This is a genomic window from Arthrobacter pityocampae (genome assembly GCF_002927275.1).
GTDB classification, from domain to species: domain Bacteria; phylum Actinomycetota; class Actinomycetes; order Actinomycetales; family Micrococcaceae; genus Arthrobacter_D; species Arthrobacter_D pityocampae.
In genome coordinates, this window is record NZ_PRKW01000001.1 from 584097 (window position 1) to 604956 (window position 20860).

Annotated in this window: 20 protein-coding genes; 11 read left to right on the forward strand and 9 right to left on the reverse strand. The window is 72.0% G+C overall.

Annotated features, from left to right (window positions below; genetic code table 11):
* Positions 1-25 precede the first annotated feature (25 nt).
* Positions 26-871: a class I SAM-dependent methyltransferase gene (locus C4K88_RS02745; RefSeq protein ID WP_104120073.1), complete on the reverse strand. Its 846-nt coding sequence runs from the start codon at positions 869-871 to the stop codon at positions 26-28.
* Positions 872-946: 75 nt separating this feature from the next.
* Between C4K88_RS02745 and C4K88_RS02750 the strand changes: the two genes are divergently transcribed.
* Positions 947-1615 carry a DUF4166 domain-containing protein gene (locus C4K88_RS02750; RefSeq protein ID WP_104120074.1) on the forward strand — a complete coding sequence of 223 codons (669 nt, stop codon included), beginning with the start codon at positions 947-949 and terminating at the stop codon, positions 1613-1615.
* Between the two features lie 114 nt (positions 1616-1729).
* Here the strand turns inward: C4K88_RS02750 and C4K88_RS02755 are convergent, their stop codons facing one another.
* From C4K88_RS02755 to C4K88_RS02770, 4 genes are read right to left on the reverse strand one after another with little or no spacing between them, the layout of a single operon-like run.
* The gene (locus C4K88_RS02755; protein WP_104120075.1) at positions 1730-2761 is read right to left on the reverse strand and encodes a uroporphyrinogen decarboxylase/cobalamine-independent methonine synthase family protein; all 1032 of its coding nucleotides are present in this window, start codon (positions 2759-2761) and stop codon (positions 1730-1732) included.
* On the reverse strand, positions 2754-3212 hold the full coding sequence (locus tag C4K88_RS02760) for a chorismate mutase (RefSeq protein WP_241521665.1): 459 nt from the start codon (positions 3210-3212) through the stop codon (positions 2754-2756). Before C4K88_RS02760 ends, C4K88_RS02755 begins: the two co-directional genes overlap by 8 nt.
* A gap of 43 nt (positions 3213-3255) precedes the next feature.
* Positions 3256-4389, reverse strand: coding sequence for a tRNA 2-thiouridine(34) synthase MnmA (gene mnmA / locus C4K88_RS02765; protein ID WP_104120076.1), 1134 nt, complete (start codon positions 4387-4389; stop codon positions 3256-3258).
* Positions 4386-5609, reverse strand: coding sequence for a cysteine desulfurase family protein (locus C4K88_RS02770; RefSeq protein WP_104120077.1), 1224 nt, complete (start codon positions 5607-5609; stop codon positions 4386-4388). Before C4K88_RS02770 ends, mnmA begins: the two co-directional genes overlap by 4 nt.
* A 104-nt stretch (positions 5610-5713) precedes the next feature.
* Here C4K88_RS02770 and folP point away from each other — a divergent pair, with 104 nt between their 5' ends.
* From folP to C4K88_RS02805, 7 genes are all read left to right on the forward strand, one after another.
* Positions 5714-6658, forward strand: coding sequence for a dihydropteroate synthase (gene folP / locus C4K88_RS02775; protein ID WP_438502317.1), 945 nt, complete (start codon positions 5714-5716; stop codon positions 6656-6658).
* Positions 6655-7398 carry a pyrimidine reductase family protein gene (locus C4K88_RS02780; protein WP_104120078.1) on the forward strand — a complete coding sequence of 248 codons (744 nt, stop codon included), beginning with the start codon at positions 6655-6657 and terminating at the stop codon, positions 7396-7398. Before folP ends, C4K88_RS02780 begins: the two co-directional genes overlap by 4 nt.
* Before the next feature lie 229 nt (positions 7399-7627).
* Complete coding sequence (locus tag C4K88_RS02785) at positions 7628-8623, forward strand: J domain-containing protein (protein ID WP_104120079.1); 996 nt, start codon at positions 7628-7630, stop codon at positions 8621-8623.
* Between the two features lie 9 nt (positions 8624-8632).
* A complete protein-coding gene (locus tag C4K88_RS02790) occupies positions 8633-9100 on the forward strand; it encodes a tRNA (cytidine(34)-2'-O)-methyltransferase (RefSeq protein ID WP_104120080.1) in 468 nt (155 codons plus the stop codon).
* Positions 9101-9119: 19 nt separating this feature from the next.
* Positions 9120-10046 carry a class I SAM-dependent methyltransferase gene (locus C4K88_RS02795; RefSeq protein ID WP_104120081.1) on the forward strand — a complete coding sequence of 309 codons (927 nt, stop codon included), beginning with the start codon at positions 9120-9122 and terminating at the stop codon, positions 10044-10046.
* 176 nt (positions 10047-10222) lie between these two features.
* The gene (gene sigK / locus C4K88_RS02800; protein WP_104120082.1) at positions 10223-10840 is read left to right on the forward strand and encodes an ECF RNA polymerase sigma factor SigK; all 618 of its coding nucleotides are present in this window, start codon (positions 10223-10225) and stop codon (positions 10838-10840) included.
* Between the two features lie 16 nt (positions 10841-10856).
* Positions 10857-11699: an anti-sigma factor gene (locus tag C4K88_RS02805; RefSeq protein ID WP_167398954.1), complete on the forward strand. Its 843-nt coding sequence runs from the start codon at positions 10857-10859 to the stop codon at positions 11697-11699.
* 77 nt (positions 11700-11776) lie between these two features.
* Here the strand turns inward: C4K88_RS02805 and C4K88_RS02810 are convergent, their stop codons facing one another.
* The 4 genes from C4K88_RS02810 to C4K88_RS02825 all read right to left on the reverse strand — a co-directional run bounded on the left by C4K88_RS02810 (position 11777) and on the right by C4K88_RS02825 (position 15819).
* Positions 11777-12529: a PIG-L deacetylase family protein gene (locus tag C4K88_RS02810; RefSeq protein ID WP_104120084.1), complete on the reverse strand. Its 753-nt coding sequence runs from the start codon at positions 12527-12529 to the stop codon at positions 11777-11779.
* Between the two features lies 1 nt (position 12530).
* Complete coding sequence (locus C4K88_RS02815; RefSeq protein WP_104120085.1) at positions 12531-13478, reverse strand: electron transfer flavoprotein subunit alpha/FixB family protein; 948 nt, start codon at positions 13476-13478, stop codon at positions 12531-12533.
* A 44-nt stretch (positions 13479-13522) separates the two neighbouring features.
* Positions 13523-14350, reverse strand: a complete 828-nt coding sequence (locus C4K88_RS02820) for an electron transfer flavoprotein subunit beta/FixA family protein (protein ID WP_174705198.1) — start codon at positions 14348-14350, stop codon at positions 13523-13525.
* Between the two features lie 167 nt (positions 14351-14517).
* Entirely contained in the window at positions 14518-15819 is a 1302-nt protein-coding gene (locus C4K88_RS02825; protein ID WP_438502318.1) for a S1C family serine protease, read from the reverse strand.
* Between the two features lie 416 nt (positions 15820-16235).
* Here C4K88_RS02825 and C4K88_RS02830 point away from each other — a divergent pair, with 416 nt between their 5' ends.
* From C4K88_RS02830 to C4K88_RS02840, 3 genes are all read left to right on the forward strand, one after another.
* Positions 16236-18332: a TPM domain-containing protein gene (locus C4K88_RS02830; RefSeq protein WP_306418594.1), complete on the forward strand. Its 2097-nt coding sequence runs from the start codon at positions 16236-16238 to the stop codon at positions 18330-18332.
* A 55-nt stretch (positions 18333-18387) separates the two neighbouring features.
* Positions 18388-19206, forward strand: a complete 819-nt coding sequence (locus tag C4K88_RS02835; RefSeq protein WP_104120088.1) for a PspA/IM30 family protein — start codon at positions 18388-18390, stop codon at positions 19204-19206.
* Between the two features lie 141 nt (positions 19207-19347).
* Positions 19348-20739: a cryptochrome/photolyase family protein gene (locus C4K88_RS02840; protein WP_104120089.1), complete on the forward strand. Its 1392-nt coding sequence runs from the start codon at positions 19348-19350 to the stop codon at positions 20737-20739.
* Positions 20740-20860 lie beyond the last annotated feature (121 nt).

A 20860-nucleotide genomic window follows, 5' to 3' on the forward strand; every position in this document is an offset into this window, starting at 1 on the left:
GCCCTGGCACGTCCGCCGGGTGCGCTCAGGGCTTCCGGGCGACGATCGTGTACGTGCAGGGCACGAGGTCCCGTTCGGCCTCCGGCCAGGCGAAGCCGTCCGGCACCTCGACCATGCGGGGCGAGAACCTCCACGGGAGGGTCCGCCCCTCCTCGAGGTGGAGGAGCTGAAGTCCTGCACCGAGGAGCGCGGTGACGATGGCGGAGAGCGGGTGCGCCCACTCGTACGTCCGGGAATGGGCCACCCTGCCGTCGCCCGCGTACGTGGAGTCCTCGTCCCACACCTGCGCCTGCCCGGTACCGAAGTACGGGTATCTCAGCTGCAGCCCGTCGGCCGTCTCGTCGAGGGCGTAGAGCACGGGATGGCCGTCCCGGATGTAGAAGGTGCCGCCGGTCCGGAGCAGCCCGGAGACCTGGTCGGCCCAGCGCTCCAGGTCGGGCAGCCAGGTGATGGTCCCGATGCTGGTGTAGACGAGGTCGAAGTCCCCGCTCACGGCCGCCCGGGCGTCGAGGACGTCGGTCTCCACCCACGTCACGTCGAGACCCAGGCGACGGGCGAGCCCGGCCGCCGACCTCAGGGCCCCCGGGGAGAAGTCCACGCCCGTGACCCGGGCCCCGGCCCGCGCCAGGGACACGGTGTCGATGCCGATGTGGCACTGGAGATGGCAGGCGTCCAGCCCGGCCACGGATCCATGCGGGAGGAAGGGCGCCAGGACGCCGAGGTCCGTCCGGACCACGCTGCTGAGGTGGTCCGGGTCGTCGAGGTCACCGATCGCGTACGCCTTCTCGTGCAGCGGCACCCGGTCCTCCCAGTTGTCGCGGTTCGCGGCGCGCGCGGCCGCCCAGTCGATCGCACTCCGGTCCTCGGTCATGGAGCGAGCATACGAGGTCCTGCGCATCCCGCCGGCGTGATTGACTGGGTGTCCGAGCGACGGAAGCGAACCGACATGACCTCGATCTACCAGCAGGCGATGGGCAGCGACTTCGGCCGCCTCCAGCCGGAACTGCGCGACTACTTCGGACTGCACGCCGACAGCGGGCTGTCGGGCTCCGGCCGCGGGGTGTTCGACGTCGCCGGGTGCCCCGCATGGTTCGCCCGCCCGGCCTTCCGGCTCACCGCCCTCGAGAACGCGTTCTTCCCCGAGTACAGCAGCGACGTCCCGTTCACCATCCGCAACTACCCGCACACCGATCCGTTCGGGCGGCCGGCCCTCACAGCACGCAGGGAACTGGATTTCGGGACCGCCCTGCGCGTCTTCGAGGACACGACGTCCCTGCGCGACGGCGTCCTCACCGACTACGTGGGCCGCCACCGCCGCATGGCCACCCTCCTGACGTGCACGGCCACCGACGACGGCCGCATCCGCATGGTGTCCTCGCAGACGCGCCTCTTCGCGGGCCTCCGGCTGCCGCTCCCCGACGCCCTCGGCGCACTCGCCTACGTGGAGCAGTGGTGGGACGACGACGCCGGCCGGTTCAGGATCAGCACGCGGGTCATCCACCGTCAGCTGGGGACCCTGCTCGTCTACGCGGGGAGCTTCGAGTACGCCCTCGAGGAGTTCGACGGCGTTCTGCCCCCCGAGGCCCGACCGCTCCGCTGGGAAGAGCGCGTCTGACCCGACCCTCCGATTCCCTGCCGCGCCGCTGGATTCCCTGCCGCGCCGCTGGGAAGAGCGCGTCCGACCCGACCCCCGGGGCCCGGCCGCGCCCGCGTCGGGTCAGCCTTCGGGTCAGCCTTCGGCGCGGATCTGGTCCAGGGCGTCGGCGGCCTGCGCGAGCCGGGTGAGCGCCCGGGTCGCACCGGTCGGAGTGAGTGCGTCGAGGCCCGGGAGGGCGGTGACCGTCAGCGAGGCGAGCGCCGTCGCCGGCAGCCCGATCCGGCGCCAGACGGCGAGCACGGACTCCGCGAGGACCCGGACCTGCGGGACGCCGGCCCGGCCGTCGAGGATCCCGAGCCAGAGCTGACGCCCGGACTCGATGTCCGCGGCGAGGTCCTCCCAGCGGCGATCGGAGACGCGCCGAAGGTCCAGGGACAGCGCGTGGGCCGCGCTGGACCGGGCGGCGTCGACCGCCACGTCGCCGTGTCCCGGGGCGAGTACGGTGCCCGCGGCCCCGGCGGCGACGACGGACGCCGTCACGAGGTCCCACGCCTCGGTGGCCTCCCGGCGGTCCAGCGCCCGGAGGCTCCGGTAGCCGCTCGCGGTGGGCACCCTGCCCGTGAGGACGTCGTCGGCGTCGGGCTCGTCGAACTGCACCAGCACCTCGGCCCCCCGCGCCACCGCGGACACCCGGCGGACGAGATCCGCGGCTCCCACAGCGAGCGACTCGTAGAGCTCCCGCCGCGCGCCGTGGTCGATGAGGACGCGCTCACCGCCGTGCAGGTGGACGCCGGCCGCCAGCGACAGCGGTCCCTGGAGATGCAGCTTCACGCGCGACGCGGGGCTCTCCTCCGCGCCGGCGACGTCACCGAGGGCGTTGACGTCCGAGGACAGGGCCGACTCCGCGCGGCGCTGGTCCTTGCCGGGCCGCTGGACGAGGCGCCAGCCGTGCGGCTGCAGGTCGAAGGGCAGCTCGACGAGCACGCCGAGCGTCCGTCCGACGGCGTCGCTCCCCGGTCCGCGCGCCGGCAGGGAGGGCAGGAAGGAGAGGTTCGCTCCCCCCAGCTCGCCCCGCACGGCACGGTTCGCCTCGTGCGGATCCGTCCCGGGCCAGTCGCCGGGAGCCGTCGCCCCGACGACGGGTCCGCGCGCGCCGTCAGGCATCGGGCCCGTGCGTTCCCGGAGCCGCGGGCGCCTGGTCGGCGGGGGGCTCCTGCGCCTGGTCGGCGGGCGCGTCGGGTCCTGGTCCTGCGGGCTCGGCGGCCGGCCGCCGGTTCTCCGAGATGGCCTGGTGGTGGCGGATGACCTCGGAGATGATGAAGTTCAGGAACTTCTCGGCGAACGCCGGATCGAGCTGCGCCTCCTCGGCGAGCATGCGGAGGCGGGCGATCTGGGCCGCCTCACGCTGCGGATCACCGGCGGGGAGGGCGTGTTCGGCCTTCAGGTGGCCCACCCGCTGCGTCGCCTTGAAGCGCTCGGCCAGGAGATACACGAGGGTGGCGTCGATGTTGTCGATCGAGCTCCTGACCGAGAGCAGCTCGGCCATCACCTCGGGGGCCACGTCTCCTGCGAGCGAACTGGCGGCCGGGTCGAAGCCGCTGCGTGGATGCGTCATGACTCCAGTCAAGCAGAACCCCGCGGGGCTCCGTGAACTGCGACTAGCCCGGTGCCGGTTCGGGGCGGAGGGCGGAGCGGGCGGAGTCGATGGTCGCCTGCCCGAGCACCCGCGTGCCCTGGTACAGCACCACGGTCTGCCCGGGCGCCACACCGCGCATCGGCTCGACGAGCCGCACCACGAGCTGCTGGGCGCCGTCGGCCTCCTCGACCCTCGCGCGGGCGGCCACGGGATCGCCGTGCGCCCGGACCTGGGCCATGCAGTCGAACTCGTCGCCGGTCCGGACGTCGTCGATGGGCACGCCGGCCCAGGACACCTTGATGCCCCGCATCTCGTCGATGGCGAGCAGGTGCTCGGGCCCCACGACGACCTCGTTCTGCTTGGGCCGGATCTCGAGCACGAACCGGGGCTTCCCGTCGGCCGCCGGGGTGCCGAGCTTGAGGCCGCGCCGCTGGCCGACGGTGAACGCGTTCGCGCCGGGGTGGCTGCCGATCCTCTCGCCGTCGACGTCGAGGATGTCCCCCTCGGTCATGTCGATGCGCTCCTCGAGCCAGCCGCGGGTGTCGCCGTCGGGGATGAAGCAGATGTCGTGGCTGTCGGGCTTGTTCGCGACGGACAGCCCCCGACGCTCCGCCTCGGCCCGCACCTCGGCCTTCGAGGGCGTCTCCGCCAGAGGGAACATGGAGTGCCTGAGCTGCTCGTGGGTGAGCACGCCGAGCACGTAGGACTGGTCCTTGGCCCAGTCGGCGGCCCGGTGCAGTTCGGGGTTCCCGTCGGCGTCCTCCACGACCTTCGCGTAGTGGCCCGTGCAGACGGCGTCGAACCCGAGCGCGAGCGCCTTCTCGAGCAGGGCCGCGAACTTGATCCGCTCGTTGCAGCGCATGCAGGGGTTGGGGGTGCGGCCGGCGGCGTACTCGGCGACGAAGTCGTCGACGACGTCCTCCTTGAACCGCTCGGAGAAGTCCCAGACGTAGTAGGGGATGCCGAGGATGTCGCACGCCCGCCAGGCGTCCCGCGAGTCCTCGATCGTGCAGCAGCCGCGGCTGCCCGTCCTGAGCGTTCCCGGCATGCGGGAGAGCGCGAGGTGGACACCGACGACGTCGTGCCCCGCCTCCACGGCCCGCGCCGCCGCCACTGCGGAGTCGACGCCGCCGCTCATCGCTGCCAGTACCCTCATGAGAACCCTGTTCCTGCCGTCTTGATGGTCGATGCGTGCCCGGCCATGCCGGCCTTGCGGGCGCGGGCGTATGCCTCACCGATCGCGCCCACCACGGCGTCAACGTCGTCGACCGTGGAAGTATGCCCCAGGCTGAAGCGCTGGGCCCCCCGGGCGTCGTCCTCCGTCAGCCCCATGGCGAGCAGCACGTGCGAGGGCCTGGGGACACCCGCGGTGCAGGCGGAGCCGGTGGAGGACTCGATGCCCGCCAGGTCCAGGAGGAACAGGAGGGAGTCCCCCTCGCAGCCGGGGAAGGTGAAGTGAGCGTTACCCGGGAGCCGCGTGCCCTCGGGGGCCGGGTGCGGCACGCCGCGCAGCACCGCCTCCGGGATCGCGCGGCGGACGCCCTCGATGAGGCGGTCCCGCAGCGCGGCCAGCCGGGGCGCCTCGTCGCCGAGGTGGGCGACGGCGTCGTCGGCCGCGGCGGCGAAGGCGGCGATGCCCGCGCCGTCGAGCGTGCCCGACCGGATGTCCCGCTCCTGCCCGCCGCCGTGCTGCACGGGGGTGAGCTTCACCGCACGCCCCACGAAGAGCGCGCCGACCCCCACGGGGCCGCCGATCTTGTGGGCGCTCACGGCCATGGTCGCGAGTCCCGAGTCGGCGAAGGACAGCGGGAGGGAACCGAACGCCTGTACGGCGTCGCTGTGGACGGGGACGCCGTACCGTGCGGCTTCCGCCGTGATCGCCCGGACGGGCTGCACGGTCCCCACCTCGTTGTTCGCCCAGATGACCGTCACGAGCGCAGTGCGCTCCGGCGCCTCGGCGAGCGCCGTCCTCAGTGCATCGACGGAGACCAGCCCGGTGGCGTCGACGGGGAGCCACACCACCTCGGCGCCCTCGTGGCGCTCGAGCCACTCGACGGTGTCCTGGACGGCGTGGTGCTCCACGGTGCTGCAGAGGATCCGCGTGCGGGCGGGGTCCGCCGCGCGGCGCGCCCAGAAGAGTCCCTTGAGCGCGAGGTTGTCCGCCTCGGTCCCGCCGGAGGTGAAGACGACCTCCGAGGCGTGGGCCCCGGCGGCCGAGGCGATCGTCTCGCGGGACTCCTCGACCGATCGCCGGGCACGGCGGCCCGAGCCGTGGAGGGAGGACGGATTCCCGCTCCGGCTGAGTTCGCGGGTGAGGGCGGCGAGCGCGGGCGCCGAGATCGGCGTGGTCGCCGCGTGATCGACATACACGGGCATGACCCGATTCTACGGGGGGCCGAGCCGCGCCGCCGATTCCGGTGGCGCCCGTCACGCAGCGCCGGACACGCCGGGGCGCCGGCCGGCAGTGGTAGAAAGACAGGGTGGACAGTCAAGCAGCGGCTCCTCCCCCCTCCGTCCCCTACCTTCCCGGCTTCCGCCACGCGGTGCACACCTTCGGCGCGCGGACCCTGGATTTCGACCGCCAGGTCGCGCTCATGGCCGTGATCAACCGGACCCCGGACTCGTTCTACGACCGCGGGGCGACGTTCGCGCTCCAGGCCGCCGTGGACGCCTCCCTGCAGGCGGTCGCCGACGGCGCCGACTGGGTGGACATCGGCGGCGCGCCCTTCTCCCCGGGTGATCCCATCCCGGCGGCGGAGGAGATCGACAGGATCGTCCCCGTGATCAGCGCCGTGCGTGCGGCATCGGACGTCATCATCTCCGCGGACACGTTCCTGCCGGAGGTCGCCCGCGCGGCGCTCGCCGCCGGGGCCAGCGTGGTCAACGACACCACAGGGCTGCGGGACCCCGACATGGCCGCGGTGGTCGCCGAGGCCGGCGCCCACCTGGTCATCACGCACAGCCTCGCCGCGCCGCGCACCGTGTACCCGCGGCCCACCTACGACGACGTGGTCCGCGAGGTCGCGGACTTCCTCCTCCGGAAGGTCGACGACGCCGTGCGGCTGGGCATCCCGGAGGACCGCATCCTCCTGGACCCCGGGCACGACCTCAACAAGAACACGCTGCACTCGCTCGAGATCACGCGCCGGTTCGCCGAGCTCGCCGGGCTCGGGTTCCCCACCCTCGCCGCGGTGTCCAACAAGGACTTCATCGGCGAGACGCTCGACCGCCCGAAGGCCGAACGTGTCGAGGGATCGCTCGCGGCCGCCGTGATCTGCATCCTCGGCGGCGCCCGCGTGGTCCGCATGCACAACGTGGCGGCGTCCCGGGCGGCGATCGTCCTCACCGAGGCCGTGCTCGGGTGGCGGCAGCCCGCCTACCTGAAACACAACATGGGCGAGGCCAACGAGCCGGTGACACCATGATCACCTCGCTCGTCCCGGCCACCGGGGCACCGGTCGACGACGACGCGCTGCACCGCATCTACGCCTACCCGGTCGGCGACCGGCCCTATGTCCGGTTCAACTTCGTGGCCGCCGCGGACGGCGCCGCCACGAGTGGTGGCTTCTCCGCGGGGCTGGGCAACGACGGCGACCAGCGCATCTTCGCCGTCCTGCGGCGCCTCGCCGACGTGGTCCTCGTGGGAGCGGGCACGATCCGCGCGGAGGGTTACGGCGGCGAACTAGTCGACGACGACGCCCGCGCGTGGCGCCGCACCCACGGGCTCGCGGCGCACCCCGCCGTCGCGGTGATCTCCGGCAGCCTCGCCCTCGACCCGTCCACCGACTTCTTCCGGAGGGCGCCCGTCCGGCCGCTCGTCCTCACGAGCGCGTCGGCGCCGGCGGACAGGCGTGCCGCCCTCGAACGCGTCGCCGACGTCGTCGACTGCGGCGCCGACACCGTGGAGGCGCACGCCGTGCTCGCCGAGCTCGGCCGGCGCGGCCTGCCGAGGATCCTCTGCGAAGGAGGTCCCGCCGTGCTGGGCGATTTCACCCGGTCCGGGGCCGTGGACGAGCTGTGCCTGTCCATCAGTCCGCTGCTCGTGGGCGGGGACGGACCGAGGATCGCGGTGGGGAGCAGTCCGGACGACGCCCTGGCTCTGGAGCTCTCCTCCCTGCTGACGGAGGACTCCGCCCTCTACACGCTGTACCGGCGCACGGGCTGAGCCCGGGCGGGCGGCGGGACCGGACCGGGCCGGCGAACTTCTCCGCCCGCCGCGGCGTTGTACCAAGGCCTGCATCCGCAGGCCGCCCCGGCACGACGGCGCACGCCGCCGCCCGGGGTCGACCGCTTTTGTCCGGGCCGGTCCGTGCCCCTAGTGTCAGGGGAGACGCCGGACGGCCGTGGCGGCACCTGGCCCACCAGGACCGCCGGACACCAGGAAGGGCCCATCGATGGCAGAGGCACCACGGCAGTCGTACTACGACATCCTCGGGGTACCCCCCGACGCCGACGCCAGGGACATCAAGAACGCCTACCGCCGCGCGGCCCGCGCGGCGCACCCCGACCTCGGCGGCAGCGCGGCCCTGTTCCACGACGTCGCGGTCGCGTACGAGACCCTCGGCGACCCGCGGCGCCGTGAGCGCTACGACGCCGACACCGGACGCGGACGGGCCTCCACCCCGGGAGCCGCCTCCGGCGGTCCCGGCGCCGGCCGTCCCCCCGGAGCCGCGGCGACGGCCGGCCGCACCGGGGCCCCCGCGCCCCGCAGCCCGACGCGCACGAGCGTCGAGGACGACGAGGCCACGAAATCCGCGCCGGTCTACCTGCCGCCGTTCTCGCCGTCGTCCCCGCCGGCCGTCCCCCTGATCCTCGCCGGCCGGCAGCTCCACGGCTCCCCCCGGCAGCCGGGCGTGTTCGCACGGCGGTCGTCCGGTGTCCGCGCGAGGATCGACGGCGAACTCCGGACCAGCGCGCTGCTCGAACGGTCCCTGCTGCCCACCTACCCGGCGGCGCGCCTGGTCAACGGTGTCCGGTTCGAGGACCGCGACGGGACGACGGCGGGCTCCGTCCTGCTCGCCGGCTACCGGATGGCGGTGATCGACTCGTTCACCGCGTCCCCCGGCAACTTCTCCTGGGACGGCCGGTCCCTCCGCCACCAGGGGCGGCCCGTCGGGTTCGAGGTGCCGCGGACGGTGCGCGCGGTGCAGGAGCTCTTCCCGGAGTGCAACGTGGCCGGCTGGGTGGTCATCCACGGAGCACCGGACAATCCCTTCGCCCCGGTGATCGACGTCCCGCCGGGCTTCGACCGTGCCTCGACGGCCCTCGTCCAGGTGGTCAACGCCGGAACGGCCGTCCGGACCATCCGCTCGTTCCTGTCCTCGGGGCCCACGCCGAACGTCGTGCAGCTGCCCGTGCTCGCGCGCCTGCTGGCCGTGGCCGGAAGCTAGGATGAGAACGTGTTCCGCATCCTCTTCCACACCCCGGAGATCCCCGGCAACACCGGCGCCGCCATCCGACTCGCGGCCGTGGCCGGTGCCGAACTGCACCTCGTCGAGCCGCTGGGCTTCAGCCTGGAGGATTCGAAGCTGAGACGGGCGGGACTGGACTACCACGACCTCACGGTGCTGCACGTGCACAGCAGCCTCGAGGACGCCTGGACCGCCCTGCAGCCGGAGCGGGTGTTCGCGTTCACCTCGGAGGGCGACGTGCCCTACACGGACATCGCCTACGAACCCGGGGACGTCCTGCTGTTCGGGCGTGAGTCCGACGGCCTGCCGTCCTCGGTGAAGCAGGACCCCCGCGTCACGTCCCGGGTCCGCGTGCCGATGCTGCCGTCACGCCGATCGCTCAACCTCGCCAACACCGCATCCATCGTCCTCTACGAAGCCTGGCGCCAACAGGGCTTCGCCGGGGCCCAACGATGATCCACGCCTAGGAGCCACCATGTCCGCTCGTTCTGCCGCAACGCTGTCCGACGGCGGGGCCGAGGACCACGACCGCCTCGCCCCGGCCGTCTGGAACCCGGTGGGCAACGCGGTGGTCGCGGCCGCCGACATCCTCGTCGGCGAGCGCGTGCTCGACCTGTTCGCGTCCACGGGGACGGGCACCATCCCGGCCGCGCAGCTCACCGGACCGGACGGGTGCGTCGACGCCGTCGACCGCTCCCCGTCGATGCTGGACCTCGCCGAGGCGAAGGCGGAGGCGCTGGGCCTGGCCGGGGTCTTCTTCCACCGCACGGAACCCGCCCGATGGACTCCCGAGGCGCCGTACGACGCCGTCGTGAGCTGCTACGGCGTCCTCCTGCTCGAAGACCTGGACGCGGACATGGACCGGATCGTCCGGCTCCTGCGGCCGGGCGGGAGGGTGGCCCTGAGCACATGGGACGACGGCGGCCTGGAACCGATCGGGGAGCTGCTCCTCGACGCCCTCCGCGACGTCGCCGGCCCCACCCTGGACCGCCCAACTCCGGACGGTACCGCTCCGGACGGTACCGCTCCGGACGGTGCCGCCCCGGATCGGGAAGGCGCCTCCGACGTCGACCGTCCCGCCCGGCCGGCGACGCCGGCGGGGCCCTCCGGGACGGCCTTCGTCGAGAACTACAGGAAACTGGCCTCCACCGACCGCCTCACGGATTGGCTGCATGCACGGGGCCTGGTGAACGTGCGCGTCGAGCCCTTCGGACTGAGGGTCCCGCTCGACCCCGACACCGCGTGGTCGCTCGCACTCGGCACCGGCTACCGCGGGCTGCTGCCGGAGGACCCCGGCGCCCTGCAGCGTGTGCGGTCGGCCTTCGAGGAGCGGCTCGGCAACGCGTTCGTCCTGAACGCCGATTCCCTGATCGCGGTCGCCGAGTACCAGCCGGCCGGGTAGCTTCTCTCCGCGAACCATCCACGGGCCGGTCAGCATCGAATACCACATGACAGCGGGAAATTCGATATCGGCGGGGGCGTGGCATGGTGCTTGTTCAGGAGGGACGTGCACGACGACCGCGCCACGGCGCCGGGAGCGTTCGAAGAGGGGCCGACCGCGCTTTATGCTGGAGCCCTATGGAAACGCCACGAGTAAGCCGGGTCACCCCAGTCGCTCCTGCATCGGACGGGTTCGTCGCTGATCCCGGCGCCGGTCCCACCCTCACGGACCTGCTGACCAGGATCGCGCGGCAGGACCGCACCGCCTTCGCCCTGTTCTACGAACAGACCTCGAAGCGCGTGTACGGCCTCGCACGGCGCGTGCTCATCGATCCGGAGCTCAGTGAGGACGCCACGCAGGAGGTCTACCTCCAGGTGTGGAACACCGCGGACCGCTTCAACCCCGCCCTCGGCAGTCCGATGGCCTGGTTGATGACCCTGGCCCACCGCCGCGCCGTGGACAAGGTGCGCTCGGAGCAGAGCGCGTCGGATCGTGAGGCGCGGTACGGGGCCGCCACCCAGACGGTGGACCACGACGACGTCGTCGACACCGTGACCCAGCGCCTCGAGGCCGAGACCGTGGTGCGGTGTCTTGACACGCTGACGGCGACGCAGCAGGAATCAGTGAAACTCGCCTACTACGGCGGACTCACCTATCGCGAGGTGGCCGAGAAACTCGGCGTCGCGGTACCGACCATCAAATCGAGGATCCGTGACGGATTGCTCCGATTGAAGACATGTCTGGGGGTGAGCTGAGATGCAGGACAGGGATATGAACCGACAATTCGCCGATGATCTCGGCACGGACCTCGCACGGGGCCACGTCCTCGAGTGGGCGGAACTCTACGCGTTGGACGCCATCAGCACGGACGAACGCCGCGGCATCGACGCGTTCCTGGCGGACGCCGATCCGGCGGTCAGCGCGACGTTCAGCGAGCGTGTCCGCACCTGCCTCGAGACGGTGGCGATCGCCTACGCGGGCGACCAGGAGGACCCGCCGGCGGATCTCTTCGCACGGATCGTCTCACAGCTCCACGGGACCACCGGGACCGCGGACCCGACGCCCGCGCAGACCGGTCCCGCCGCAGGAAAAGCAGCAGGCGGTGCACCCGTCGGTCCGGACGCCGGGGACGAACTGGCCAGGCGCCGCACGGCGAAGGCCTCGCTGTCCTCGCGTGCCGCACGCTGGGTGGTCGCGGCCTCCGCGGCTGCCGTGCTCGCCGTCGGGGGTGTCACCATCGCCCAGAACCTGCAGCAGAGCACCCTCCAGGAGCAGGTCCTCCAGGCCTCGGACGTCAGGACGGCCCAGCTCACCCTTGCCGCGGGCGGCACGGCGGACCTCGCGGTCTCCGGCGAGGAGGACGCGGCCGTGGTGACGCTCAGCGGGGTCCCCGCGCCGGCTCCCGGCTACGTCTACCAGATGTGGCGGATCCCGGCGGACGGAACGGACCCGGAGTCCGTCGGCACGATGACCGGGGACGACGTCGCCGGGACGAAGGTCACGGAACTCGAGGACATCAGCGGCTTCAGCGCGATCGCCATCACCGTCGAACCCGACGGCGGGTCGGCGACCCCCACCCTGCCGATCGTGGCGCAGATCCCGCTCGGCACCTGAGCCGCACGGCCGTGATGCGGCGTCGATGCTGAACCCGTCCGCCGTCGTGCGCGCGCGGTGCCGCGTCGCCGGTCCGGTCAGAAGCCCGCGATCGTCTCGTCGGTGTTGATGCCCACGACGTGGAAGGACTCGGCGCTGCGGCCTTCCGGCAGTCCCCCGCGCCGCGCATTCTCGCGGAGGATGTCCCGTACCCTCGACTGCATCCGCCCGACATCCGGATGCTGGCTGCGATGGGCGCTGATCGCCGCGATCTTCGTGTCCTCGGACCCTGTGACGTCGACGAAGCGGTTCTCGAGATGCGCGGGGCCGCCGTAGAACCACAGCCAGGGCACCCGGAAGCTCCGCAGCCCCGCCGCCTCGAGCTCCGGATACGCGAAGGGGTTCTCGACCGCAGGGTAGATGGCGCGCGTGACCGCCTCACCGCAGGCGAGGTGGTCCGGGTGGCTCTTCTGGATGCGGTCCCAGCTGCGCTCGGGGTGCATGGACAGGACGACGTCCGGGCGGACCTCGCGCATGCGCCGGACGATCTCCCGGAGGACGCCGTCCGTCGGCTGGAGGTACCCGTCCGGCTCGCCCAGGAAGGTGACGTCCGTGACGCCCACGAGCCCGGCGGCCGCGATCTGTTCCTCGCGGCGGAGCGCGGCGAGTCCGGGTCGGTCCTCGTCGGAGAACCCTCCGGCGTCGCCGTCCGTCAGGATGCAGTAGCTGACGTGCGCACCGGCGGCGGTCCACCCGGCGATCGTCGCGGAGGCACCGAAGTCGATGTCGTCCGGGTGGGCGGCGAAGACGAGGACACGGGCGGGAGGTGCGGTGTCCGGCGCGAGCGGCACCCTACAGCCCGCGCTTCCGGATCTCCTCGGTGGCCTGCGGCAACACCGTGGTCAGGTCCCCGACGATCCCGAAGTCGGCGATCTCGAAGATGGGCGAGTCGGCGTCCTTGTTGATGGCGACGATCACCTTGGAGGTCTGCATCCCGGCCTTCTGCTGGATGGCGCCCGAGATGCCCGCGGAGATGTAGAGCTGCGGGGAGACGGTCTTGCCGGTCTGTCCGATCTGCGCGGAATGCTCGATCCACCCGGCGTCGGTGGCGGCCCGCGAAGCGCCGACGGCCCCGCCCAGCGCGTCCGCGAGATCCTCCAGCGGGCCGAAGTCGCCGTCCACGCCACGCCCGCCGGCGACGATCACCCGGGCTTCCGTGAGCTCGGGGCGGCCGCTCACCGGTTTCTCCACCCGGCCCGTGATGCGCGCGGCGGCCCGGGGAAGCTCGACGGCCACGCGGACCTCCTCCGGGGAGGACGGGAGACCCGCCTCCACGGCCTCGAAGCTGTTCGGCTTCACGGTGAGGATCGTGACGCCGGTGGTCACCCGGCAGTGGACGGTGTAGGAACCGGCGAAGTCGGATTTCGTGGCCGTCAGGTCACCCTCGAGCGACACGACGTCGGTGATGACCCCGGAGTCGAGCCGGATCCCTGTCCGGGCCGCGATCTCCTTGGACTCGTAGGAGTTGCCGAGCAGCACGATCCCGGCACCGGAGGCGCGCACGGCCTCGGCCAGGAACGCGGCCTTCCCGGCCACGAGCACGTCCGAGACGGCGGCGTCCTCCGGCCGGTAGTACCGCTGTACGCCGTAGGACCCGACGCCGTCGAGGTAGGCCTGCCCGGCCTCGTCGGCGAGCGCGACGGAGACCTCACCGAGCGACGCGGCGAGCGAGAGGAGTTCACGCTCGCTCTTGGCGAGACTCGCGGCGGGATGGTCGAGGAAGACGAGGACAGAGGTCATGGGGAAACTCTCCTGGAGGGGACGGACGTGCGGACGGGCACCGGTCAGAGGAGCTTCTGCCCGGCGAGGAAGTCGACCAGCCGGATACCGGCATCGCCTTCGTCAGTGATGACGATGCCCTGGCTGCGGGGCGGCCGCGGGGCGGCCGCCTCCACCGTCGTCCACGAGCCGGCGAATCCGACCTCCTCGGGACTCAGGCCGATGTCCGCCAGGGACAGGACCTGGATCTGCTTCTTCTTCGCCGCCATGATGCCCTTGAAGTTCGGGTAGCGGGGGTCGTTGATCTGGTCCGTCACCGAGACCAGGGCCGGCAGCGGGGCCTCGATGGTCTCCGCATACGTGTCGCTGTCGCGGCGCGCGGCGAGCGTCCAGCCGCCGTCGCCGGGCGTCAGGTCGAGCGACGCCGCGAACGTCACCTGGGGAAGGCCGAGGCGTTCGGCCAGCTGCGCCGGCACGAGGGAGGTCTCGCCGTCCGTGGACGCCATCCCGGTGAGGACGAGGTCGAACGGTCCGGCGTGCTGCACCAGGGCGGCGAGTGCCCGGGAGGTGGCGGATGCATCGGAACCGGTGAGGGCCTCATCGGTCAGGTGGACGCCGTCGTCCGCGCCGATCTGGAGGGACTTCTTCACCGCGTTCACCGCGGCGGCGGGGCCCATCGTGATCGCCGTGATGCGGTGCCCGGCCGCGGCGCCCCCGTGGGCCTCGACGAGCTGGAGGGCCGCTTCGAGGGCGTACTCGTCGAGTTCGGAGAGGATGCTCTCCGACCGGACGGTCGTCAGGTCGTCGCCGCTGATGTGGCGATCGAACTGGGCGTCCGGGACATGCTTCACCAGGACCGCGATGCGCAGTCCGCTTGCTGTGGCCTCGTCCATGAATGACCTTCCTCGTCCGGGGATCTTCCCATCGACTAGCTAACCATAGGGTGGCACCGACTGCGGGCGGTGCCGGGCGCACCGTGCACTCCTCCCCGTCAACGAACGGGAGGCGGTCCCCGATCCGGGACCGCCTCCTGGTGCGACGTCGACGACGCCGGTGCCCGCTACTGGGCGGGCGCCTGCGCCAGCGTCACGTCGACCGTCCGCGCGTCGCCGCCGCGCACCACCTCGACCGGTACCTGCTGCCCGACCGACTGGATGCGGACGGCCGCGGTGAGCGACTGGGGGTCGCTGATGGCGTAGGTGCCCACCTTGGTGATCACGTCGCCGGCCTGCAACCCGGCGTCCTCCGCGGGGGAATCCGCCTCCACCCGTTCGACGAGCGCACCGGACGAGAAGGTGGACGTGCTCTGCGCGCCGTCGCTCCCCGCGGCGGTGACGCTGACACCGAGGAAGCCGTGCGTCGCCTCGCCCTCGGCGATGATCTCCTGGGCGATGCGGTCGGCGTAGTTGATCGGGATGGAGAACCCCACACCGATGTTGCCCGTGGACTCGCCCGAACCGCCCGAGGCGATGGCGACGTTGACGCCGATGATCCGGCCGTCCGCGTCCACCAGCGCGCCACCGGAGTTGCCCTGGTTGATGGCGGCGTCGGTCTGGATCACGTTGAGGAAGATGGAGCCCTGCGACTGCGGCTGCTGCTCCGCGGAGCCGCCCGGGGGCAGGAAGTTGAAGCCCTCGCCGTCGTCGGGCTGGGCGCTGTCCGGCTGTTCCTCCGGCACGGCGGAGGACGCCACGCTGATGGTCCTGTTCAGGGTCGAGACGATGCCGTCCGTCACCGTGCCGCTGAGTCCGAGCGGCGCACCGATGGCGATCGCCGTGTCCCCGACGTTCAGTTCGTCGGAGTTGCCGAGGCTTGCGGCGGTGAGGTCCGGGGCGTCGATCTTGATGACGGCGAGATCGCTCAGCGGGTCCGTTCCCACGACTGTTGCGGGGAACACCCGTCCGTCGTTGAGCTTGACCTCCACGGTGGGGTCCGAGACCTGGCCGCCGAGGGTCACGACGTGCGTGTTCGTGAGGATGTGCCCCTCGGTGTCGAGGATGATGCCGGAGCCGGACCCGCCGGAGGTGCCACCGCTGACCGCGATGGTGACCACGCTGGGCGAGGCCTTGACGGCCGCGCCGGTGATGGTGTTCACGTCGTCCGTGTTGTTCACCACGATCGACTCCGGCGCCGACTGGGAGATCGCCGCCGCCGGGTCGTCGTCCAGGGCGCCGAGGGTGGCCGCCGCCACGCCCCCGCCGACCAGACCGGCGGCGAGCACGCCCGCGGCGAAGGTGGCGAGCCCCACGCGCCGGCGCCCCCGGGCCCCTCCGCGAGACTCCTTGGTCGACGCGGTGTGCCCGTGGCCAGGGTTCTGCCCGCCGTAGAACGGCTGGTGCGCCGCGTAGGCGGGGTGGGACACGGAGGGAGCCTGCCGGGGCGGAGTCTGCGGCTGGGGAGGAAGGGGACGGTCGGAGTTACCCGGCTGCTCGTTCATGGGGGTCCTTTCGTTGCTGTTGACCACATCATCGCAACTTTCCCTGAGCCTCCAGCATGCGTTCGCTGGGCGGGATCTGGGAAGTCGCTGGAGAGGCGCGGCTGCAGCACTCCGTCGTCGGGTCGCGTCCCAGTATCCTCCCCGCGGCCGCGCGGAACGCGCCTCCCGCGCGGCCGAGGGAAGCACACCGCGCCTTTCGCTAGGGGCATAGGTGCCGATGGTGGACGCTCCCCCACCCCGACCATAGAATCGGGAAGACAGGGAGCCTCCGGCATCCACCGGCCTCAGTCCTGGGACCGGGCAGGTCCGGAGGACATGCTGAAGGGTCGAGAATGCGAATGATGAGCAGGCGCCTCCGCGTCTCTGCTGTCCTGGGGGCCGCCGTGGCGATCCCCCTGGTCTCGGGCACGGCGGCCTTTGCCGACGCACCCGTCACCTTCCCGCCCGGGGACTACGTGATCGACAACGCGGGGGTCCTCAGCGCCGAGGAGGAGAGCGAGCTCGAAGCCGCCATCACCGACCTGCAGGCCTCGCAGGGCTTCACCGTCCGGGTGGCCTACGTCGACACCTTCGAGAACCCCAGCGGCTCCGCACAGTGGGCCGAGGAAGTGGCGGTCGCGAACGCGGCGTCGGCCGACGAGGCCGTCCTCGCCGTCGCGGTGGACCAGAGCGAGGTGGCGCTCGTGGCCGGTGAGCAGTCCGGGGTCTACTCGTCGGTCCAGGAGATCCGCACGGACTACGTCATCCCGGAACTGTCCGCCGACGACTGGCTGGGCGGTGGCCTCGCGGCGGTGGAGGGGATCGACCAGGCGCTCGCCGGCGGGACCTCCGCCGACGGGGGGACCTCCACGGGCGGCGGCAGCGGCCTCGGCGGGCTCGTCCTCGTCGGCGGGCTCGTCGCCGTCGCGGGCGCCGGCGGCTACATGCTGCTCAGGAACCGCAGCGCCGGCAGCGCCCAGCGCAAGCGCGAGGAATACGGCTACGGGCCGGTGCCGTCCGCGGAGGGCGAGGTCGTGGACCCGCTCGCGGCCCTGAGCGTGGAGGACCTCCGCAAGCGGGCGGGCAGCCTCCTGATCGCCGCCGACGACGCCATCAAGTCCAGTGAGCAGGAGCTCGGTTTCGCGGAGGCACAGTACGGGGCCGAGGCCATCGCCACGTTCTCCCAGGACATCGCGGCCGCGAAGCAGCACATGGGCGAGTCCTTCAAACTCCAGCAGCAGCTCGACGACCACATCCCCGACACCGAGCAGCAGCAGCGCCAGTGGCTCGGGGAGATCATCCGGCGCTGCGAGGACGTGAACGCCTCACTGCAGGAACACAAGGAGGACTTCGACGCGCTGCGCGAGCTCGAGCGGAACGCGCCCGACGCCCTCGGCCGCGCACAGTCCGCCGCGGACGAGGCCCGGCGGCGCTTCTCCGCGGCCGAGCAGACCCTGCGGACCCTGCAGGGCCGATACCTCGACACTGCCACCTCGCAGGTCTCGGACAACATCGAGCAGGCCCGGGAGCGCCTGGCCTTCGTCGACAGCGCGGCGACCGAGGCGCAGTCCCGGATGGCCCAGGACGACACCGGGCGCGCCGTCGTCGCCGTCCGTGCCGCCGAGGAAGCGGTGCACCAGAGCGAGGTCCTCCTGGATGCCATCGACAGGCGGGCGGAGGAGCTCGCCGCGGCCGAGCGCGAACTGGAGCACGCGCTTCCCGACAGCGAGCAGGACCTCGCGCAGGCCCAGGCCATGGACCGCACCGGGCAGTACCGGGACCTCGCCGGGCCGATCGCGGCCCTGCAGTCCGCCGTGACGACGGTACGGCAGGAGCGGCAGAACGGACGCAGCAACCCGCTGGCGCTGCTGCAGCGACTCGAGGCGGCCCACGCACAGCTCGACGCCGCCCTCGGCGGCGTGCGTGACCAGGCGGAGAACACCCGACGCGCCCAGGACGCCCTCCAGCACGCGCTGATCGCGGCGCAGTCGAGCATCTCGGGGACGGCCGACTACATCCGGGCGCGTCGCGGCGGTGTGGGCAGCGAGGCCCGGACCCGCCTGGCGGAGGCCGAGCGCAATCTCGACTACGCCGTCGACCTCCAGCGCTCCGACCCGGTGACCGCGCTGTCCCACGCCCAGCAGGCGACGATGCTCGCCGAGCAGGCGGCCCAGCTCGCGGAACAGGACGTCGACGGTTTCGGCGGCGGCATGGGGATGGGAATGGGCGGCAGGTACGGAGGCCGCGGCGGCGACGGGATGGGCGGCGCCCTGTTGGGCGGCATCCTGCTCGGCGGCCTGCTCAACGGCGGCGGCTTCGGCGGCGGGCACCACGACGGCGGCGCCTTCGGCGGCGGTTTCGGGGGCGACGGCGGCAGCTTCGGCGGCGGCGGCTTCGGCGGCTTCGGTGGAGGCGGCGGCGGCTTCGGGGATTTCGGTGGAGGCGGCGGCGACTTCTAGTCGCGCGAGGCCCGGCAGGACACAACGACCATTCGCAGAATCGAAAGGGAAATCAATGGTAAAGCAGTCGATATTCGGCAGGATGGCTCAGCTCACCCGAGCCAACATCAACGCATTGCTCGACCAGGCGGAGGATCCGCAGAAGATGCTCGACCAGATGGTCCGGGACTTCACCAACAGCATCGCTGAAGCGGAGAGCGCCGTTGCCCAGACCATCGGCAACCTGCGGATGATGCAGGACGACTACAACGAGGACATCGAAAGTGCCCGCAGCTGGGGCAACAAGGCCCTCGCAGCCTCCCGCAAGGCCGACGAGTACCGCGCGTCCGGCGATGCGGCCGACGCCCAGAAGTTCGACAACCTCGCGAAGGTCGCCATCCAGCGTCAGATGTCCTCGGAGAACGAGGCGAAGGGCGCCGAGCCGACCATCGCCTCCCAGACGGAGATCGTCGAGAAGCTCAAGGACGGCCTCAACCAGATGCGGGGCAAGCTCAACGAACTGACGGTCAAGCGTGACCAGCTGATCGCCCGCTCCCGCACCGCGCAGGCGCAGCAGCAGGTGCACGACGCCGTCAAGAGCATCGACTTCATGGACCCCACCAGCGAGGTGGGCCGCTTCGAGGAGAAGATCCGCCGCGAGGAGGCGAGGGTCCGCGGTCAGCAGGAACTCGCGTCGTCGAGCCTGGACGCCCAGTTCGAGAGCCTCGAGGACCTCGGGGAGCAGACGGAAATCGAAGCCCGCCTTGCGGCGCTGAAGTCCGGCACGGGGTCGCGGTCCGCGATCGGCCAGGGTGCCGACGGCGACGGCGACGCCGACACGTCCACGGACACCGCAGCCGCCGGCGCGCCGTCGAAGAGCGAGACCACCTACTGATCCGCTCCTGACCGATCCGTCACCGGCCGTCCGTCAGCCGGCCACCGATCGGCGGAGCACCGGGGGACCGCGGCCGACCGGCTGCGGTCCCCCGCTGCGCCCCCCGCAGGGACTGTCAGGGCCCGCCGGTAGATTGAGTGCATGGCTGTGACTCTGGTGTGGTTCCGCGACGACCTTCGAATCTCCGACAACCCGGCCCTGGCCCGGGCTGCGGAGCAGGGGGACGACGTCGTCGCCTGTTACGTGCTCGACGACGGGAGCGAGGGCATCCGCCCCCTCGGCGCTGCATCCCGCTGGTGGCTCCATCACTCTCTCGCCGCCCTTGCCGCGTCCCTCACCGAGCTCGGGATCCCCCTCGTCCTGCGGCGGGGGGCGCCGGCGGACGTCGTACCGCGCCTCGTCGAGGAGTGCTCGGCAGGATCGGTTCTCTGGAACCGGCGCTACGGCCTGGCGGAGCGCACCGTGGACGCAGCGCTGAAGGAGTCCCTGACGGACCGGGGGGTGGAGGCCACGAGCTTCCAGGCCAACCTCATGTACGAACCGTGGGAGGTGACCTCCGGCGCCGGCGAGGCCTACAAGGTGTTCACGCCCTTCTGGAGGGCCTGCCTGACGTTCCGCACCCCGCGCACCCCGCTGCCCGCGCCCGTCTCCCTCCGGGGCCCGCAGCTGGCGTCCGACGAGCTCGGCGACTGGGGGTTGCTCCCGACGGCGCCCGACTGGGCGCAGGGCCTGCGCGAGACGTGGACGCCCGGTGAGGCCGGCGCCCACGCCCGCCTCGACGACTTCCTCGATGGTGCTGCCCACGGGTACAAGGACAGTCGCAACCTCCCCGCGGTCCAGGGCACGAGCATGCTCTCCCCCCACCTCCGGTTCGGGGAGATCAGCCCGTTCGAGGTCTGGCACGCGGCCCAGGACCACAAGGACAGCTCGACGGCGGAGGACATCCGCGTCTTCGGGTCCGAGCTCGGCTGGCGCGAGTTCAGCTGGCAGCTCCTGTACTTCAACCCCGAACTCGCGACCGTCAACTACCGCCCCGAGTTCAACGCGTTCGCCTGGGAGCGGTCCACGCAGGCGGAGCTGGACGCGTGGCAGCGCGGACGCACGGGTTATCCCCTCATCGACGCCGGGATGCGCCAGATGTGGGAGATCGGCTGGATGCACAACCGGGTGCGGATGGCCACGGCGTCCTTCCTCATCAAGAATCTCCTCATCGACTGGCGCGTGGGCGAACAGTGGTTCTGGGATTGCCTCGTCGACGCCGACGCGGCGAGCAACGCCGCGAGCTGGCAGTGGGTGGCCGGATCAGGAGCGGATGCCAGTCCCTACTTCCGGATCTTCAACCCCGTGCTGCAGAGCAAGAAGTTCGACCGCGAAGGCCGGTACCTCCTCCGCTTCGTCCCCGAACTGGCGGACGCCGACAACATCCACGAGCCCTGGAAGGGAGCGGCTCCTGGCTACCCCGAGCCGGTCGTGGACCTCAAGGAGAGCCGGGAGCGGGCGCTGAGCGCCTTCAAGGCCCTGTCGCAGGGCTGAGCGTCGCAGGGCTGGGCGTGCTCCCCTGCCTCCCACGTGCCGTCGGGCGACGCATCATCCCGGAAGGGTGATTGCGGCCGGGCGGGCCGTCGTGTAGTCGGTCCTGCCCTGCCCCCGCCCG

What these genes read in the sequence shown, in the direction of transcription:
- C4K88_RS02745 (WP_104120073.1), bottom strand. Translation starts at nt 871, where the DNA reads ATGACCGAGGACCGGAGTGCGATCGACTGGGCGGCCGCGCGCGCCGCG.
- C4K88_RS02750 (WP_104120074.1), top strand. Translation starts at nt 947, where the DNA reads ATGACCTCGATCTACCAGCAGGCGATGGGCAGCGACTTCGGCCGCCTC.
- C4K88_RS02755 (WP_104120075.1), bottom strand. Translation starts at nt 2,761, where the DNA reads ATGCCTGACGGCGCGCGCGGACCCGTCGTCGGGGCGACGGCTCCCGGC.
- C4K88_RS02760 (WP_241521665.1), bottom strand. Translation starts at nt 3,212, where the DNA reads ATGACGCATCCACGCAGCGGCTTCGACCCGGCCGCCAGTTCGCTCGCA.
- mnmA (WP_104120076.1), bottom strand. Translation starts at nt 4,389, where the DNA reads ATGAGGGTACTGGCAGCGATGAGCGGCGGCGTCGACTCCGCAGTGGCG.
- C4K88_RS02770 (WP_104120077.1), bottom strand. Translation starts at nt 5,609, where the DNA reads ATGCCCGTGTATGTCGATCACGCGGCGACCACGCCGATCTCGGCGCCC.
- C4K88_RS02780 (WP_104120078.1), top strand. Translation starts at nt 6,655, where the DNA reads ATGATCACCTCGCTCGTCCCGGCCACCGGGGCACCGGTCGACGACGAC.
- C4K88_RS02785 (WP_104120079.1), top strand. Translation starts at nt 7,628, where the DNA reads ATGGCAGAGGCACCACGGCAGTCGTACTACGACATCCTCGGGGTACCC.
- C4K88_RS02795 (WP_104120081.1), top strand. Translation starts at nt 9,120, where the DNA reads ATGTCCGCTCGTTCTGCCGCAACGCTGTCCGACGGCGGGGCCGAGGAC.
- sigK (WP_104120082.1), top strand. Translation starts at nt 10,223, where the DNA reads ATGGAAACGCCACGAGTAAGCCGGGTCACCCCAGTCGCTCCTGCATCG.
- C4K88_RS02805 (WP_167398954.1), top strand. Translation starts at nt 10,857, where the DNA reads ATGAACCGACAATTCGCCGATGATCTCGGCACGGACCTCGCACGGGGC.
- C4K88_RS02815 (WP_104120085.1), bottom strand. Translation starts at nt 13,478, where the DNA reads ATGACCTCTGTCCTCGTCTTCCTCGACCATCCCGCCGCGAGTCTCGCC.
- C4K88_RS02820 (WP_174705198.1), bottom strand. Translation starts at nt 14,350, where the DNA reads ATGGACGAGGCCACAGCAAGCGGACTGCGCATCGCGGTCCTGGTGAAG.
- C4K88_RS02830 (WP_306418594.1), top strand. Translation starts at nt 16,236, where the DNA reads ATGAGCAGGCGCCTCCGCGTCTCTGCTGTCCTGGGGGCCGCCGTGGCG.
- C4K88_RS02835 (WP_104120088.1), top strand. Translation starts at nt 18,388, where the DNA reads ATGGTAAAGCAGTCGATATTCGGCAGGATGGCTCAGCTCACCCGAGCC.
- C4K88_RS02840 (WP_104120089.1), top strand. Translation starts at nt 19,348, where the DNA reads ATGGCTGTGACTCTGGTGTGGTTCCGCGACGACCTTCGAATCTCCGAC.